The organism is Shewanella sp. ISS20 (genome assembly GCF_056522965.1).
The window spans coordinates 1,274,009-1,290,942 of record NZ_JAWRZK010000001.1 but is presented as its reverse complement, the minus strand read 5'-3'; the positions used below and the strand labels follow the sequence as shown (position 1 = coordinate 1,290,942).

Below are 16,934 nucleotides of genomic sequence, written 5' to 3'. Positions count from 1 at the left end.
ATGAATTTGCATGAGTATCAGGCGAAAGCCCTGTTTGCCGAGTACGGCCTGCCAGTGTCTGAAGGTGTTGCTTGTGACACTCCTCAGCAAGCTGTTGAAGCCGCAGGTCACATAGGTGGCAAAGTGTGGGTAGTTAAGTGTCAAGTTCATGCTGGTGGCCGCGGTAAGGCTGGTGGCGTGAAAGTGACTGGCGATAAAGAAGAAATCCGCGCTTTTGCTGAGCATTGGTTAGGTCGTAACCTAGTCACTTATCAGACTGATGAAGCGGGTCAGCCAGTGGCTAAAATTTTAGTTGAAAGCTGCACCGATATTGCCAACGAGCTGTATTTAGGCGCTGTTGTTGACCGTGCTAGCCGCCGTGTGGTGTTTATGGCGTCAACTGAAGGTGGTGTGGATATTGAAAAGGTGGCTGAAGAGACACCTGAGCTAATCCACAAAGCCATTATCGATCCGCTGGTAGGCGCTCAAGCTTTCCAAGCGCGTGACCTTGGCTTCAAACTTGGGTTAAATCCAACCCAAATGAAGCAGTTCACTAAAATTTTCATGGGTTTAGCTGACATGTTCAGCCGTTATGATTTCGCTTTATTAGAAATCAACCCATTAGTCATTACCACTGACGGTAATCTACATTGCTTAGACGGTAAAATTGGTATTGATGGTAACGCTCTGTTCCGTCAACCAAAAATCCGTGACATGCACGACCCATCACAAGATGACGCCCGTGAAGCTCATGCGGCTAAGTTTGAACTTAACTATGTGGCATTAGATGGTAACGTCGGCTGTATGGTTAACGGCGCCGGTTTAGCTATGGGTACCATGGACATGGTTAACCTGCACGGCGGCAAGCCAGCGAACTTCTTAGATGTGGGCGGCGGCGCGACGAAAGAGCGCGTAGCTGAAGCTTTTAAGATCATCTTATCTGACTCTAACGTTAAAGCGGTTCTGGTAAACATTTTCGGCGGTATCGTGCGTTGTGACATGATTGCTGAAGGTATTATCGGCGCGGTGAAAGAAGTGGGCGTGAAAGTACCGGTTGTGGTTCGCTTAGAAGGTACCAATGCCGAATTAGGCCGTGGTGTGTTAGCCGAATCGGGTCTTGATATCATTGCAGCGACCAGTCTGACTGACGCGGCTCAGCAAGTAGTTAACGCTGCGGAGGGCAAATAATGTCTGTATTAATTAATAAAAATACCAAGGTGATCTGTCAGGGTTTTACTGGCGGCCAAGGTACTTTCCACTCTGAGCAAGCGATTGCTTACGGCACTCAGATGGTCGGCGGTGTGTCTCCTGGTAAAGGCGGTCAAACCCATTTAGGTCTGCCAGTCTTTAATACCGTTAAAGATGCGGTAGCTGTTACTGGCGCGACTGCGTCAGTTATCTATGTTCCAGCGCCATATTGTAAAGATGCCATTTTAGAAGCCATTGATTCAGGTATTGAATTAATTGTGTGTATCACTGAAGGCATTCCAACATTAGATATGCTGGACGTTAAAGTGAAGCTGGAAGAAACGGGCGTGCGCATGATTGGCCCTAACTGCCCAGGCGTTATTACTCCCGGTGAATGTAAGATTGGTATTATGCCAGGCCACATTCATAAGCCAGGTAAAGTCGGTATTGTATCGCGCTCTGGCACCTTAACCTATGAAGCGGTAAAGCAAACTACCGATGAAGGTTTTGGTCAGTCAACGTGCGTAGGTATTGGCGGCGACCCAATTCCAGGTACTAACTTTATCGACGTATTGGAAATGTTCCAAAACGACCCTAAAACCGAAGCCATTGTGATGATTGGTGAAATTGGTGGTACTGCAGAAGAAGAAGCGGCGGCTTATATTAAAGCTCACGTGACTAAGCCTGTGGTGTCTTACATTGCCGGTGTTACTGCACCAGCAGGTAAGCGTATGGGTCATGCTGGCGCTATTATCGCTGGCGGTAAAGGCACAGCAGCTGACAAATTTGCAGCGTTAGAAGCGGCTGGTGTTACTACCGTGCGCTCATTAGCCGATATCGGCAAAGCCTTACGTCAACGTACTGGTTGGTAAGTCTTAATCGTTAATTAGGCGCCTGCGGGCGCCTTTTTTATTGGGTTTTATCATAATGTCGGTTGTTTCTATTATTGTGCCATTGTTAGTGATTGCCATTCTGGGCTATGGTGCGAGTCGCAGTCAGTGGTTTAGCCGCGAGCAAATCAATGGTATTAGTCAGTTTGCTTTTTATCTGTGTATTCCCGCTTTGCTGTTTAGCACTATGTGGCAAGTACCATTATCACAAAGCTTGAATGCTACTGTATTACTCGCGTTTTATATTCCAGTGGTGAGTTGTTTTTTAGTGGTGCTGGCTTTTGGCCATTGGTATTTACAGCGCCCTTGGGACAAGTGCGCGGTGATGGCGTTAAGTGGCAGTTATTCCAATTGTTTATTAGTGGGATTACCTGTGATAGTGGCTGCCTTTGGTGAGGCACAAATGGCGCGGGTGTTTATTATCATCACCTTTCATAGCGCCATCTTATTTAGTTTAACCTTGGCGTTTGGCGGGCAAGGGGGGCGCAGGCAAGCGCTTAAGGATTTATTCGTAAATCCAGTGATCTTAAGTATTGGTTTAGGTTTACTGGCCAATATTTTGGCTGTGCCTATGCCAAGTATGGCGAAGGCGTCATTATCTATGCTGGCAACCCCAGCCATTACTTGTGCCTTATTTGTGCTTGGCGCAAATTTACATTATTACCGCCTAAACACCAGTTGGGTGCCCGCGCTTGGTTTAGCCTTAGTTAAATTACTGCTGTTACCTGTCATGGTGTTTGCTTGTGGCCACACCTTGGGGTTAAGTGAACTTGATATTGCTGTGACTGTGTTATTAGCCGCCTCACCACTTGGGGTTAATGCTTACTTAATCGCGGTGAAATTACAACAAGACGCAGATATCACCGCTAGCAGCGTAGTGATTTCCAGTGGTTTATCGGCCTTGTCTGTGGCATCTTGGTTATCTTTACTCACTTAGCGCGGAGCCTAAGATATGATAGTGACCACCAGTGAACGCCTGATCATTCGCCAATTTAATGAAGCCGATATTGAAGCCTTATTTATGATGAATGCCCGCACTGAAATGCTCACCTATATTCCTACGATTCCTTTTACTGACATTGCTCAGGCTGAAAGCCTGCTTAAGCATGTGGTGTATGCTGACTATCGCAAACACGGCTTTGGCCGCTGGGCGGTGGAGCTTAAAGACAGCGGTGAGGTGATAGGTTTTTGTGGCCCTAAATACTTACCCGAATTTGAACAGGTAGAAATTGGTTATCGTTATTTTCCCGAATATTGGGGGCAGGGCATAGGCACCGAAGCTGCCAAAGCAGTAGCGGATATTTGTCATCCGCGCTTTAAAATTAAGGAGCTTATCGCCTTAATTTTACCCGGCAATATAGGCTCTGAGCGCGTTGCCAAGCATATCGGCATGACCTTGCAGCAACAACAAGACTTTATGGGGCATAAGGTGAATCAGTTTTATATGCGCTTAGATACCTCATCATAAAGACGGCTTGATAACACCTTTTAATTACTGCCACAAAAAGCCCTAGCATTAGGGCTTTTTGTTAGATTTATAATCGCACTCAAATCTGTTTCTGATCAGCTAGATAAAAAATGAGTCCCACCAGATCTACAGCCATCATCCAAATCCCTGTGACATAGATTAGCTAACTCTGATCTATGTCACAGACAGTGCAGCGTTTCACCTCTACAATTCGCGCCCTTTTAATACAGACAGATTCACCAAGAAAATATGCGAATAGCAGTCTTTCTACTGGTGACAGGGATAGTTTTTTTCAGTTTTCAAACATTGGCGTCAGGATTTCAGTGTAAATCACTTAACAGGGCCATTGCGGCTAACGTGGTAGCCACTCCGGCTATGGATAAACAAGCCATGGCAATTTTGGCGAGTTTCAAACCTAATAAGCGCCAAGAACAAGCTCGAGCGATTATGCATGATGGCAGCTTGATTTTGCCTACTCAATGCAACAATCACAGTTGCAGCTTTGAGCTTGATACTCGTGAGGTCAAGTTTGTGGTGCACACCCATGTTAAATGCAGCAATCCTAACCAAGGTGTCGCTAAGCTCATCACTCAAAGTCGCGAATTGCCAGGGCCTGGAGATCATGCATTTTTGGTGTTAGGTAATGCGCCCAATTACTTTCAAACCCCTAAGGGTAATGTGCGGGTGCTTGAATACCGCGACGGCGAATATCGCCTGCGCACTGTGTATGGCGATGATGCGTCTGAGCGCAAATGGCAGCCTTATGCGGGGGAGCCGTCAATATCAGAGATTAAACGCGCCTTGCGCCAAAGCTGATATGTACTGCTAATAAATCTTGCCGCCACCGCTATGTGTCCAAAACTGATAGTTTCAAAAACGAAAAAAGCCCTAAGAGTAGGGCTTTTTAGTGACTGCGTTCGCGAGCGTCTAGTGGCTAGATGCTTGCTTAGCTGTCGGCATGATCGCACTCATCGTTAGTGCATACGCCGTATAAGTATAAGCTGTGGTTAGTCAGCTTAATATTATGCTTAGTAGCGATTTCGTGTTGACGACGCTCAATCATTTCATCAGAAAATTCAATCACTTTGCCGCAAGTCAGGCACACGAGATGATCATGATGATGTTGGCTGGATAATTCAAATACTGCCTTGCCACTTTCAAAGTGATGACGCGTTACTATGCCGGCATCATCAAATTGGTTCAGTACACGATAGACAGTGGCTAAACCAATTTCTTCGCCAATTTCTAATAACTTTTTATAGAGATCTTCGGCACTGATGTGTTGATTTTCTGGTGCTTGCATCAATTCCAGGATCTTGACACGTGGCAGGGTGATTTTAAGACCCGCTTTCTTCAGCGCTAAATTTCCATCTGTCATTATAAATCTCTTGATTGCAGAACCGAAAAAGGCTCATTTGTCATGTATGCTCGCCATTATATGTGCTTGGCCTGCAAACTTAAACCTTTGTTATTCTTTTATCCATGATTCCTTGAAGGCGCGCTTAAGCTGGCTCTGAATAATGGGCTCTGCGACTTAGGTGGCATTGTTCAATTGGCGTTAATCACGGCATACTGATAGTGGATTTTATTGGTTAGCATCGAAGGAATGGCCTATGTATCAACGCATAGTGATTTTGACTGGCGCGGGCATTTCCGCGGAGTCTGGAGTAAAAACCTTTCGGGATGAGGACGGCTTGTGGGAATCGCATCCCATTGAGGATGTCGCGACCCCTGAAGGTTACGCGGCAAACCCTACATTAGTGGAAGATTTTTATAATGCCCGCTGGCAACAGCTCATTAATGAGGGCATTAGTGCCAATGCGGCCCATGTGGCGCTGGCAACTCTTGAGCAGTCACAGCAAGTGGAGTTGTTTTTGGTGACTCAAAATATCGACAACCTCCATGAGAAGGGCGGCAGTCGTAAGTTACTGCATATGCATGGTGAATTAAGTAAAGGGCGCTGTCCGCGCAGCCAGCAGACATTTATGCTGACCGAAACTTTAGGGCCAGACAATGTGTGTACTTGTTGTATCCCTGCGCAAAAATTGCGCCCGCATGTAGTGTGGTTTGGTGAGATGCCTATAGGTATGGATAAAATCCATCAGGCCCTTAGTCAGTGTGATGTGTTTATTGCGATTGGCACTTCTGGCTCTGTCTATCCCGCCGCCGGTTTTGTCGATATTGCCAATCAAGTGGGCGCGTTAACCGTGAATGTGAATTTGGCGCCGCGAGATCCTCATTGCCAGTTTCAATACCATTGGCAAGGTAAGGCAAGTGAGCGCGTACCTGCACTGGTGAACGCTATTTTAGCTGGACAATCCATAGCTCATGACTAATCATCGCGGCGTTGATATTTTGCATGATTAGTTATGGATATAAGTAATGAGATTGACCGATGTTCTTAAGCCGCTAGAGGATACTGCTCTGCCACGTATTGCGATTATTATGCGCGGCCTGCCAGGCAGTGGTAAATCTTATTGGGTTGAGGCATTTATTGCCGCTCAGACACCAGTAATGGCTGACTATATTCGCCACTATGGCCTGTGTTCGACCGACAATTATTTTATCACCAATGGCGTGTATCGCTTTAATCGCACTAAGTTAGCTGAGTATCATCAACGTAATCTCACCCAGTTCATTATGGCTTTGGCCAAACAGCAAGAGACTGTGATTTGTGATAACACTAACTTAGCCCATTGGGAATATATGGCTTATGATACTGCGGCTCGCGCCTTAGGTTATCAAGTGCGCACTGTGTTAATCGGCAATCCCATGGATAAAGCTCATCAACAAATGTGTGCCGAGCGTAATCGCCATGGTGTAAGCTTGGCAGACATTGAGCGTATGGCGCGCCAATTTCAAGCCGATGAATGAATGGTTTGCTCATCGCGAGTAAGCTAAGCCTTCATTGCTATTTACCCCCTGATCAACGATACACAAGGAGATGTTATGTTCAGTCATATTATGTTGGGGGCTAACGATATCAAGCTTTCGAAAAAGTTTTACGATGCCGTGTTTGCGACCTTAGGTTATGGCGCAGGTCATATCGATGATAAAGGCCGCTGCGTGTATCGTAATGACAATGGGGTATTTGCTATCACTAAGCCAATTAATGGTGACAAGGCGTGTCATGGCAATGGCAGTACCATAGGTTTTAGTGCAACCTCGGTTGAGGCGGTGCATGCGTGGCACGCAGCAGGTGTTGCTAATGGTGGTACTTCTTGTGAAGAGCCTCCTGGAATGCGTGAAACCCCGTTTGGACCTTTATGCCTAGCGTATTTACGCGATCCCGATGGCAATAAATTATGTGCCTTATATCGTCAAGGCTAATGTCATTTTGATTTGAGTTTGATCTTAACCCTTGAGTGTTAGGTGGTCACTTAATCCTAAGCCGTAACGCGTCCGTTTTAGTGTTGGCAACGGGCGTTGTTACTGTTTATTTTTCAATACCATGGTTAATTGAATGTTACAGATTCCTATGCTAGCTTAATCTCGATATTTTTAATGGCGAGCGGAGACGGTTGTGACAGTTAACCATAGTTTTTCTAACGAAGAACTTGCATGTTTTAGTGAGTTGTTTGCTATCGATGATGATAGTAAATCGACCTCCATTCCTATGATTTTGGCGGACATTCCTAAAGGGATATCGGCGGTATTTGCGCAAGCTTCCCTCACGTTACTGGCTGAAATTGGTCCTTATAAACTGTGGTTTCCATTACAGTTAGATACCGACGAGTTAGGCCAATTTAAACCGCGTTTAGGTGTTCCTGAAGTGATTGACGTTCAGGGTGTTGAACGCAGTTGGCGCTTGACCCAAGCCGGTGAATTGGTTGCGTATAGCGAGCGCAATTTTATGCCCCTTGAAGTGTTATCTCTATCTAGTACAGGTTTAGCTGTCCGCACCTTACATGCTAGTGATAGCTATGATGTGTGTCATTCGCGCTTTATTCATCTGTTATTGCCATCAGGCTCACGCCTTGATTTACCCGTCGAATCAGTTCGAACTGATATTGGTGGCGTCAATGTGCTTAAAATTCACTCTGCAGGTGACCATGCGCAGTTGCTGCGTCAATATCTGTTCAATTGCCACTGTAAACAGTACTCCCACTTATATAGTGAAGGAGCGAGATAGGCGTCTAATTAGGCGTGGAGTTAGCCAAGTGGTGAAGGCCTGAGGTGACATGGCATGATGGCATTGCTGGCGACTATTTGGGCCGTGAATGAGCGCTGAAATACCCTAAAAGTTATACCTATGGGTGGTGGTTGGTTGGCGACCATTAAAGGCATCATTATTTAATTACAACCACTCACCGCAACTGTATTGTTTATGTTATCTATTTTGAGTTTTATTCATATTTGTCTTAGCTGTCTTTCTATTGCAGTACATCATATTGTTTAAATATCCTACAATTAAGTGATTGTTATTTCTTCATAATACTCAATCCAAAGTATTCATTTTTATGCTTGACTACTATTTTATTGGTCTGTTTGACATGTTTATTTTCTTGGGTTGTGACGAGCGCCTGATTTTTGCTGAGATTAATTGTCATTGCGCTGACATTCTGTTTGCATAAGTGCCTCTTTAGTTTCAGCTGAAGTGTTGCAGGATGCGAGAGGCCAACGGGCTGGTTTAACCCAAAGTGTAAGTGAATTGTGAATATGGATGTCGTCGTTATTAGATCGTCAAGGAGGATGAGCTAGTACAAACACATAAAAAAGAGAGGAACTATGAGCCATGTTTTTTCTATTGGTGCGCTTGAATCATTTATGATTGCCATCAGTGTGCTGTTTATTGGGCACCTGATTAAAGTCAAATTACCTTTTCTCAAGAAATTTAATATCCCTGAGCCCATAGTGGGCGGATTAGTTGTGGCTTGTATCATTACAGCCCTTCATTTTAATGGCATAGACTTAAGCTTCGATTTGCCATTACAAAAGACTTTTATGCTGATGTTTTTTGCTACAGTCGGTTTGTCGGCTAATTACACTCAGTTACTCAAAGGCGGCGCCAAAGTATTTTTGTTTTTAGGCGTAGCGTCATTATTGATCATTATCCAAAACGGCATAGGTGTGTCTTTAGCCACCGCCTTAGGTCTTGACCCCTTAATGGGCTTAATTGCTGGTTCAATTACCTTATCGGGTGGCCACGGCACGGGTGCTGCGTGGGCTAAAACCTTAGAAGAAGTGTATGGACTGCATAACACCTTAGAAATCGCTATGGCATCAGCTACCTTTGGTTTAATCATAGGTGGCATTATCGGTAGCCCAGTGGCGCAGCGCTTGATTGATAAGCATCAATTAGAATCTGAATACGGTAGCGCTGAACGCACTCGTACTAAGCATCCTGAAGTAGTGACTTATAACGAGTACGAAGAAGATAAGGTAACGGCGAGAAAAGTCATCGAAGTGCTGTTCATTCTATTGATTTGTATTAATGGCGCTAAGTACATGGAGCAGTGGGTCGCTAGCTTTAACATTGGCTGGTTAATGATCCCTGACTTTGTTTATGCGTTATTTATGGGTGTGATTATCACTAACCTGTTTGAGGTTACTAAGCTCAAAACCATAGATACTGAAACGATTGATATTTTAGGGACTGTGTCCTTGTCATTGTTCTTAGCCATGGCCTTGATGAGCCTAAAGTTATGGAACATTTTTGATTTAGCCGTGCCATTTTTGATTATCTTGGCGGCGCAATCAGCTTTCATTGGCATATTTACTTACTTCGTCACCTTTAAAGTGATGGGACGTAATTATGATGCGGCTGTGATTGCTGGTGGTCATTGTGGTTTTGGTTTAGGGGCAACGCCTACGGCGGTAATGAACATGGGGTCAATCGTTAATCGCTATGGCCCATCACCCCAAGCCTTTATGGTGGTGCCTATTGTCGGCGCGTTTTTCATTGACATAGTCAATCTCATCATATTGCAAGCTTATTTATCCTTCTTGGGATAAGCGCAAGACTAGATAAATGCAGGGGCTTAGGCCCCTGTTTTGTTTTAGGGCATTTGCAGTATGGCGTATGTCAATGCTGCCTAAGCTAAAGCTGTGCTGGCGCTCATTAAACGCGTGTTGCTGCAATGGGTCTTGCGGTTGCTATTATGCGTGAGGGGGCTTTTCAGGGCGTGTCGCTTGCGACTATGGCTTGTAGCTCGTGAATATGGCGAGTAACACTGCGCTAATTAAAGGGGGCGAAGTGATAACGACGGTTAGGCGTAGTTATAGAGAGTTAACTGATTAACAGCTGATGACTGGAATATCCTGCCAGCGGGTGGTGTACTGCGGGCTGAGTAATTGCCTGCGCATTCCCCATTTAGGGTTAATCCCTTGGGCGGCGACAAATAAGGTATCAGCGCCATATCGACCATTAAGGCCATCCAATACCTGCATTAGGGCTGGGTTGTGTTTAGGTGGGTTAAATAAATCTAATTGCACTTGATGCTCATCAATCAAATCCAGTAAACCTACGCCAATTTTGTAATAACGCACGCCTGGCTGAAAAAGCTCAATGGCGGCTTTAAACACGGCTTGGGTCATTTCGACACTGCAGTGAGTTGGACAGGTAAAGCGAATCGTACTGTGTAGACTCACGGGCTTATCATCAAAAGGAGAGTTCGCCGCAAAAATAGTCATGACCTTACATAGCGAACCTTGACGCCTAGCTTTGGCAGCCGCTATGGCTGTGTGTTTACATAAGGCTTGCCTTAATGGCTCAAGTGCTGTGATGCGCTTACCCATACTACGCGTTGAAAAAATTTGCTGCTTATCGGCTCTGGCAGTCGCAAATTGTTTGCACTCCTCGCCGTTGAGCTCACGCACAGTGCGTTCGATTTCAACGCTGAATTGCTTTTTGGCGAGACCTGCGGGCATATTGGCCAGTTGATAGGCTGTGTGGATATTCATTAATGCCAAGCGTTTGCTGATACGACGACCAATGCCCCAAACATCGGCTGCCGCCATTTGTGTTAATATCTGCCGTCGTTGGTGGTCATTATCAAGCACGCATACCCCGTGATAGCCTTCAAGTTTTTTCGCGGCATGATTGGCAACTTTAGCTAAGGTCAGCGTTGGGGCTATACCCACGCACACGGGCAGGCGGCATTCCTTCCAGACAGTGCGTCTAATTTGCTGGGCGTGAGTCGTTAAGCAAGGAATGGCGGGGTAACTGCGCTTAAAAGATACAAAGGATTCATCAATAGAGTATACGAATTGCTCAGGGGCGAAACGGCCTATGACTTGCATCATTTTGCTCGATAAATCGCTATAGAGTTCGTAGTTGGACGATAGGGCAATCACACCTTGTTTTTGGCACAATTCCCGCACTTCAAAGTAGGGCACAAATTTTTTAATGCCCACATTCAGCGCCGCGCGATTGGCCGCGACCACACAACCATCATTATTTGATAGCACTATGATGGGCTTATTGCGCCATGCGGGATTAAAAACTTGCTCAGCGCTGCAATAAAACGCATTGGCATCAATTAGTCCGTACATAGCTTGCAGGGCCGATGGCAACGAATAGAACGGGTGACCACGCCTTCAATGGAAAACTGATCGTGCTGATGAATTTCCATGGGCTGACATTCGAGATTCGCTGATAACAACATGCGCCGCTGTTTATCTAGCTGTTTACACACAAATTCACCGTTAAAATTGGCAACAATGATGTCGCCGTGTTGGGCATTAACGTGGCGATCGACAATTAAAATATCCCGGTCGAAAATGCCAAAACCTTCCATCGAGTGACCTGCGGCTACGCCTAAAAAGGTGGCACTTGGATGTTGAATGAGTAACTCATCGAGCTTAAGCCCTAGTTGGCGGTATTCTTCGGCTGGGCTTTCAAAGCCAGTAATGCCAGCGCGAGCAAAGATAGGAATGATTTTCATAATAGAGAAACTGTTTTTATATACAGTATTATGCTAGCAGTTTACAGAGAGATAGCAAGCGATAATCCCGAGGCTTAAGGATGAAGGTCAAGGTTATTGTCATCATAAATATAAGCACGATTAATTGAATTTATTGCTGATTTTAAAAATGAACTGCGCGGATAATGCGGTTTTGTGCTATTCACCACAAAGTAACTAAAAGCACCAAGTAGTGAATATCTAAAGGCTGGCAATTGGGGGCTTACTTAACAATTCCATATAAAATCAGTAATTTAAGTTTTGGCATTAGATTTGCTATTTGATGTTCTCTTTATTGCGATTAACCATTTATTCAAGGATATCAATAATGAATCATCAAAAATCACCACTAGTCTTAGTTGCTCTCTTGAGTGTGAGTTTAAGTGCTTGTGTCATCAACGTCGGTAGTGATGAAGACACAGGTTGGCAAAAACAAGAAAAGTTGAATCGGCAGCATGTGGCTAATTTAGGCGTGGGAATGAAACTTGATGTGGTGAAACAAATGTTAGGCTCACCTGATTTTAGTGAAGCCTATCCTGACGGTGCGGCGCAAGTGGAAGTGTTATTTTATCGAACCCAAAGGCGCCATGATGATGGTAAAACTACCTTAGATGAATGCACGCCGTTAGTGTTTAATAATGGCAGCCTTATTGGTTGGGGTAATACGGCCTATAGCCAGGTGACAACCGCTAAGCTTTAATATCTGTGGTCACTCAGCAAATGGTAAGTCACTTCACTCATTCCATTATGCTGACGCGTAAGGCTTGCCTAGCGAGTAGTGATAGTCATAGCAGGCAGGGCGGGACACCAAGGTTAACCAATAAGTGAGGCAATATGTATCAAGGTCGGTGTTTATGTGGACAAGTGCATTTTAGTATTGAGGGCGAATTAGGGGCTGCCGATATTTGCCATTGTCGTCAATGTCGGCAATGGACGGGTCATGTATTGGCGAGCACTGAAGTGGCGCGCAGTGCCTTGACTATTACCGGCCTTGAGCATCTGCAATGGTTTCAATCGTCAGTTAAGGTGCGGCGCGGCTTTTGCCGCCATTGTGGCTCAAGTTTGTTTTTTGACCCACTAGACACTCAAAAACATCAGTGGATAGGCGTGGCTTTGGGGGCTATCGAAGATAAAACCCATATCACTATCGGTAAGCATATTTTTGTGGCCGAGAAGGGCGATTATTATCAAATCTGTGACGGCGCGCCGCAGCACGATCATTAGTGTTCTGGCAAAAAGCGTTAGTCAGCGGATCAACACCATGGTGAGAAAAGGCCGTTAGAGGGCGATAACCCGTATTAGCCATATCCGCCGGCCTTAATGCGGCGAGGCCCTTAGGCTTTATTCTTGGTCTTGCGAATCTATTTTTAGTTCTAGGTAAACTGATATATGATGCGCGCCCCTAGTGAGGCTTGAGCACTCTATTTCGTCATGATGTCCACCAATGCGCTTTATACAGATTTATCCGGTTATTACGATTTAATGTGTTGTGATATCAATTATCACGCGCAAAGTAATAGCATTGTCCGCTTGCATCAATTATTTGGTAATCAAGGTAAACAGCACTTAGATTTGGCGTGTGGCACCGGGCCGCATATCCGTCATTTTATTGATTTTGGATATCAATCCAGTGGCTTAGACATTAATCAGCCTATGATTGACTTGGCCATGGCGCGTTGCCCCGAAGCGCAGTTCAGTGTGCAAGACATGACAAACTTTACCGTTGAGCACTCACAAGATTTGATCACCTGTTTTCTATATTCCATTCATTACAGCGGCAATACCGAGCGACTATTAGCCTGTATTCAAAAAGTGCATGCATCGCTCAATGATGGTGGGGTATTTTGTTTTAACTCCGTTGATAAAGATAAAATAAACAATAACTTATTTATTCGTCATCACACAGATTTTGAGCAGCATCAGTTTGAATTTGAGTCTAGCTGGCAATACAGTGGCATGGGTGATGCTCAAGCGTTGCACCTTAAAATTAGCCGCACGCCATTAATCACCACTGAAACCAGCATCAGTGAAACTTGGCAAGATCAGCATCCTATGGTGGCAACTACCTTTGGTGAGCTGAGTGAGTTACTTGAACCTTATTTTGAGGTGCAGATATTTGAGCATGATTTCGATTGCATCATCCCTTGGGATGGCGAGTCTGGAAATGCCGTGTTTGTGTGTACCAAAAAATAACGACTACAAAAATAAAGCTTAACGGTTGAGAGCTCGCCCATCGGCGGGCTTTTTTATGGGCGGCTTTTAGCCGCGGCATAACGGATAACATAGTCAAACTTGTGCCTACTTGGCTTAAGGCGTGTAAACTCTTGATTTAATACTGCGCCGGCATTTTGGATCCATAATGAATACCCCTCCTAATTATTTAGCGACACTGCAACGCGTCTTTGGTTTTACGAGTTTGCGTCACGGTCAGCAGCAAGTGATTGAAACCTTGTTAGCCGGGCGTTCAAGCGCCGCCATTTTTCCGACCGGCTCGGGTAAATCCTTATGCTATCAATTGCCAGCGCTGGAATTACCACATCTTACTTTGGTTATTTCGCCGCTGTTAGCCTTGATGAGAGACCAACTCGATTTTCTTAAAGCGAAAGGTATAGCAGCGGCTTCGATTGACTCATCACAAAGTTATGATGAGTCACGCGATATTATGCGGGCGGTCAAACAAGGGGACATTAAGATTTTAATGATCTCGGTGGAGCGCCTTAAAAACGAGCGGTTTCGTCAGTTTATTGGAACCGTGCCCGTGTCTTTGCTGGTGGTGGATGAAGCTCACTGTATTTCTGAGTGGGGCCATAATTTTCGCCCTGATTATTTAAAGCTGCCTTTGTACTGCCAACAACTTAATATCGCGCAAGTATTACTGCTAACCGCCACCGCCACCGAACCTGTGATTAAGGACATGAGCGCTAAATTTAACATAGCGCCGTCAGACATAGTGATCACCGGATTCTATCGTCCAAATCTTGATTTAACCGTGTTGCCTTGTCATGAGAGCGATAAATTACAGCAATTACAACAGCTGCTTCAACAAGCGCCAACACAGGCCAGCATTGTTTACGTCACCTTGCAGCAAACCGCTGAAACTGTGGCTAAGGCGCTAATTCAAGCGGGAGTGAATGCCAGCGCTTATCATGCCGGCATGGACAGCGGCATTAGACAAGATATTCAAAGCCGCTTTATGCAAGGTCGGCTTGATTGCATAGTGGCGACTATCGCTTTTGGTATGGGAGTGGATAAGGCCGATATCCGCGCAGTTATCCATTATGACTTGCCAAAATCCATTGAGAATTACAGTCAAGAAATTGGCCGCGCTGGGCGCGATGGTCAATTGTCGCGTTGTTTAGTGCTCGCTAATCGCCAAGGGCTCAATGTGCTAGAAAACTTTATCTATGGTGACACCCCAGATGTCGAGGCCATTAGCGCAGTCATTAAAGAGATTGCCGAGCAAGGGGCGCAAGGGCAGTGGGAAGTGATGATGACGCGCTTATCGCGTGATACTAACGTCAGACAATTACCGCTGAAAACCTTGTTAGTGTATTTAGAGTTGCAAGGCGTCATCGAGCCTAAATACAGTTATTTCGCTGATTACCGCTTTAAGACCTTAATCTCGGTTGAGGCGATTATGAGCAATTTTAGCGGTGAGCGCCGCGCCTTTGTTGAAGCCTTGTTCAGCGCTTCGCCAAAATCACGCACTTGGCATACGGTCGATTTTGATGCCTTATGGCAAATCAACCAATCAGTCCGCTCGCGCGCTGTGACCGCTCTTGATTACTTTGCCGACAAGGGTTGGATAATGCTTGAAAGTAAGCAGATGACCGAAGTGTATCAGGTGCACCAACTTGCTCGCTGCCAAGGAAGTGAGGTTGAGCACTTAGCGCAGCAATTGCATCAATTGTTTATTACTAAAGAAATGGCTGAAATTAAACGAGTGCATGCCATGCTGGATTTGTTTGCAACGAGTCGCTGTTTAAGTCAGCGTTTAGCGCATTATTTTGCGGATGCTAAAGCGCCGCAGCACTGCGGTCATTGCTCAGTTTGCCGCGGCGAGATAGCGCAGTTGCCGTCACCTGCGCCATTAGCCCCGTTAGTGCTAAGTGATATCGAGCGCGATTGTCAGCCATTAGTGTTAGCGGCGCAACTTGCCAACACGGCGCTTACTACAGGGGCGAGAGCACGATTTTTATGTGGAATAGCCACGCCACTGACGAGCCAATTAAAGGCCAGTAAAATGCCTGGCTTTGGCCGATATGGCGCTTATCCGTTTGCCGACATTAGAGCTATGCTCAGCGCTTGGCTTCATTGATAAATCACAGCCATAAATCTCAATTTATAAACGTCGGGTCATAACCCTCGAACCATCAGCCTCTAGTTATCTATTTCCGGTCGTAAACTTAGGATTTGGCTAGTGGCCAAATCCTACCTCCAACATCCTTATCTTAACGACCGGTTGTATTTATTACAGCAGGTACTGTCCTTACTGTTTTTTTTGAGAATTATCATTCCTGTAAGTTGACCAAAAATCATCCAAAAGTTGGAGTGATTATCCCTATTATTTATATCACTATAACAATCAGTTTATTTGTTAACTCAGCCTAGACGAAAGCTTCGGCATAACAAATAACATTACTCTTTAAGCTAGATATTCAAATGGCTTAAATATAAGAGTGTCATTAGGATTGGATCCCAAAGTTCGAATCATCAGCAGAGTATCTGCATCGAATTAGCTAAAAGGAGAGTTAGCATGAGTAAGCTTGCATTGGTCACAGGCGCAAAAGGTGGAATTGGTACTGCCATTACATTGAAATTGGTAGCACAAAATTACAAAGTGATTGCGACCTACCAGGTTGGTAACCGTGAATCAGCGCAACAATGGCATAGAGAGCATGGATTTACTGACAATCAAGTGCAATTGTTGGAGCTGAATGTTAACGACCCACGCATGTGTTCAGAGCGTTTGGTACAAGTTATGCAGCAAGAAGGCACGATAGATTTGTTAGTCAATAATGCTGGCATCACCCGCGATAAAGTATTTGCCAAAATGACTGTCGAGCAGTGGCAGGAAGTAATGGATACTAACCTCAATAGCTTGTTCTATGTGACCCACCCATTGTTTGCCGCTATGTGCGAAAAAGGTAATGGTCGCATTATCAATATTTCCTCCATTAATGGGGTCAAAGGCCAATATGGTCAAACCAATTACGCCGCGGCAAAAGCGGGCATGATAGGTTTTACTAAGTCTTTGGCGTTAGAAGCTGCCCGTTTTGGCGTGACAGTCAACGTGGTTGCCCCAGGTTATACTGGCACGCCAATGGTGACCGCGCTGCGTCCTGATGTCCTTGATAGCATTACTGCCCAAATCCCGTTAAAGCGTTTAGCTAAACCTGAAGAAGTTGCTGCTTGCGTGGCATTTCTGGCCAGCGATGAAGCTGGCTATATCACAGGTGAAACCTTGTCGGTGAACGGCGGCCAGTACATGCAATAAGGAGTTAG

18 protein-coding genes are annotated in these 16,934 nt (G+C 45.3%); 15 read left to right on the top strand and 3 right to left on the bottom strand.

What is annotated here, in order from left to right:
- The 5 genes from sucC to AC1HDP_RS05890 all read left to right on the top strand — a co-directional run bounded on the left by sucC (position 1) and on the right by AC1HDP_RS05890 (position 4,341).
- Positions 1-1,167 (top strand): ADP-forming succinate--CoA ligase subunit beta, encoded by a 1,167-nt coding sequence (gene sucC, locus AC1HDP_RS05910; RefSeq protein WP_140932920.1) that lies wholly within the window; start codon positions 1-3, stop codon positions 1,165-1,167.
- Positions 1,167-2,039: a succinate--CoA ligase subunit alpha gene (gene sucD / locus AC1HDP_RS05905; protein WP_479638020.1), complete on the top strand. Its 873-nt coding sequence runs from the start codon at positions 1,167-1,169 to the stop codon at positions 2,037-2,039. The genes sucC and sucD overlap by 1 nt, the downstream gene beginning before the upstream one ends.
- A gap of 55 nt (positions 2,040-2,094) precedes the next feature.
- Complete coding sequence (locus tag AC1HDP_RS05900; RefSeq protein ID WP_479638019.1) at positions 2,095-2,994, top strand: AEC family transporter; 900 nt, start codon at positions 2,095-2,097, stop codon at positions 2,992-2,994.
- Between the two features lie 18 nt (positions 2,995-3,012).
- On the top strand, positions 3,013-3,525 hold the full coding sequence (locus AC1HDP_RS05895) for a GNAT family N-acetyltransferase (protein WP_479639834.1): 513 nt from the start codon (positions 3,013-3,015) through the stop codon (positions 3,523-3,525).
- 357 nt (positions 3,526-3,882) lie between these two features.
- Positions 3,883-4,341, top strand: a complete 459-nt coding sequence (locus AC1HDP_RS05890) for a hypothetical protein (RefSeq protein WP_479638018.1) — start codon at positions 3,883-3,885, stop codon at positions 4,339-4,341.
- Between the two features lie 130 nt (positions 4,342-4,471).
- On the opposite strand, the gene fur is transcribed toward AC1HDP_RS05890, so the two are convergent.
- Complete coding sequence (gene fur, locus AC1HDP_RS05885; protein WP_140932915.1) at positions 4,472-4,903, bottom strand: ferric iron uptake transcriptional regulator; 432 nt, start codon at positions 4,901-4,903, stop codon at positions 4,472-4,474.
- A gap of 235 nt (positions 4,904-5,138) precedes the next feature.
- Here fur and cobB point away from each other — a divergent pair, with 235 nt between their 5' ends.
- The 5 genes from cobB to gltS all read left to right on the top strand — a co-directional run bounded on the left by cobB (position 5,139) and on the right by gltS (position 9,480).
- Positions 5,139-5,861 carry a Sir2 family NAD+-dependent deacetylase gene (cobB, locus tag AC1HDP_RS05880; protein WP_479638017.1) on the top strand — a complete coding sequence of 241 codons (723 nt, stop codon included), beginning with the start codon at positions 5,139-5,141 and terminating at the stop codon, positions 5,859-5,861.
- Positions 5,862-5,907: 46 nt separating this feature from the next.
- A complete protein-coding gene (locus tag AC1HDP_RS05875; RefSeq protein WP_479638016.1) occupies positions 5,908-6,399 on the top strand; it encodes an AAA family ATPase in 492 nt (163 codons plus the stop codon).
- Positions 6,400-6,474: 75 nt separating this feature from the next.
- On the top strand, positions 6,475-6,855 hold the full coding sequence (locus AC1HDP_RS05870) for a VOC family protein (protein WP_140932912.1): 381 nt from the start codon (positions 6,475-6,477) through the stop codon (positions 6,853-6,855).
- Positions 6,856-7,048: 193 nt separating this feature from the next.
- Complete coding sequence (locus tag AC1HDP_RS05865; RefSeq protein WP_479638015.1) at positions 7,049-7,657, top strand: hypothetical protein; 609 nt, start codon at positions 7,049-7,051, stop codon at positions 7,655-7,657.
- Between the two features lie 596 nt (positions 7,658-8,253).
- Positions 8,254-9,480 (top strand): sodium/glutamate symporter, encoded by a 1,227-nt coding sequence (gene gltS / locus AC1HDP_RS05860; protein WP_479638014.1) that lies wholly within the window; start codon positions 8,254-8,256, stop codon positions 9,478-9,480.
- 282 nt (positions 9,481-9,762) lie between these two features.
- Here gltS and AC1HDP_RS05855 read toward each other — a convergent pair whose 3' ends face one another.
- Together AC1HDP_RS05855 and AC1HDP_RS05850 are read right to left on the bottom strand one after the other, a co-directional pair.
- Positions 9,763-11,019, bottom strand: a complete 1,257-nt coding sequence (locus AC1HDP_RS05855; protein WP_479638013.1) for a Y-family DNA polymerase — start codon at positions 11,017-11,019, stop codon at positions 9,763-9,765.
- The gene (locus AC1HDP_RS05850) at positions 11,007-11,411 is read right to left on the bottom strand and encodes a LexA family protein (protein WP_140932908.1); all 405 of its coding nucleotides are present in this window, start codon (positions 11,409-11,411) and stop codon (positions 11,007-11,009) included. The genes AC1HDP_RS05855 and AC1HDP_RS05850 overlap by 13 nt, the downstream gene beginning before the upstream one ends.
- A 346-nt stretch (positions 11,412-11,757) precedes the next feature.
- On the opposite strand from AC1HDP_RS05850, the gene AC1HDP_RS05845 reads away from it, so the two are divergent.
- The 5 genes from AC1HDP_RS05845 (at position 11,758) to AC1HDP_RS05825 (ending at position 16,926) form a co-directional block, all read left to right on the top strand.
- Entirely contained in the window at positions 11,758-12,129 is a 372-nt protein-coding gene (locus tag AC1HDP_RS05845; RefSeq protein WP_140932907.1) for a DUF3192 domain-containing protein, read from the top strand.
- A gap of 134 nt (positions 12,130-12,263) precedes the next feature.
- A complete protein-coding gene (locus AC1HDP_RS05840) occupies positions 12,264-12,653 on the top strand; it encodes a GFA family protein (protein WP_479638012.1) in 390 nt (129 codons plus the stop codon).
- A 210-nt stretch (positions 12,654-12,863) separates the two neighbouring features.
- Positions 12,864-13,622 (top strand): class I SAM-dependent DNA methyltransferase, encoded by a 759-nt coding sequence (locus tag AC1HDP_RS05835; RefSeq protein WP_479639833.1) that lies wholly within the window; start codon positions 12,864-12,866, stop codon positions 13,620-13,622.
- A 166-nt stretch (positions 13,623-13,788) separates the two neighbouring features.
- Positions 13,789-15,747, top strand: a complete 1,959-nt coding sequence (locus AC1HDP_RS05830) for a RecQ family ATP-dependent DNA helicase (protein WP_479638011.1) — start codon at positions 13,789-13,791, stop codon at positions 15,745-15,747.
- 438 nt (positions 15,748-16,185) lie between these two features.
- A complete protein-coding gene (locus tag AC1HDP_RS05825; protein ID WP_479638010.1) occupies positions 16,186-16,926 on the top strand; it encodes an SDR family oxidoreductase in 741 nt (246 codons plus the stop codon).
- Positions 16,927-16,934 lie beyond the last annotated feature (8 nt).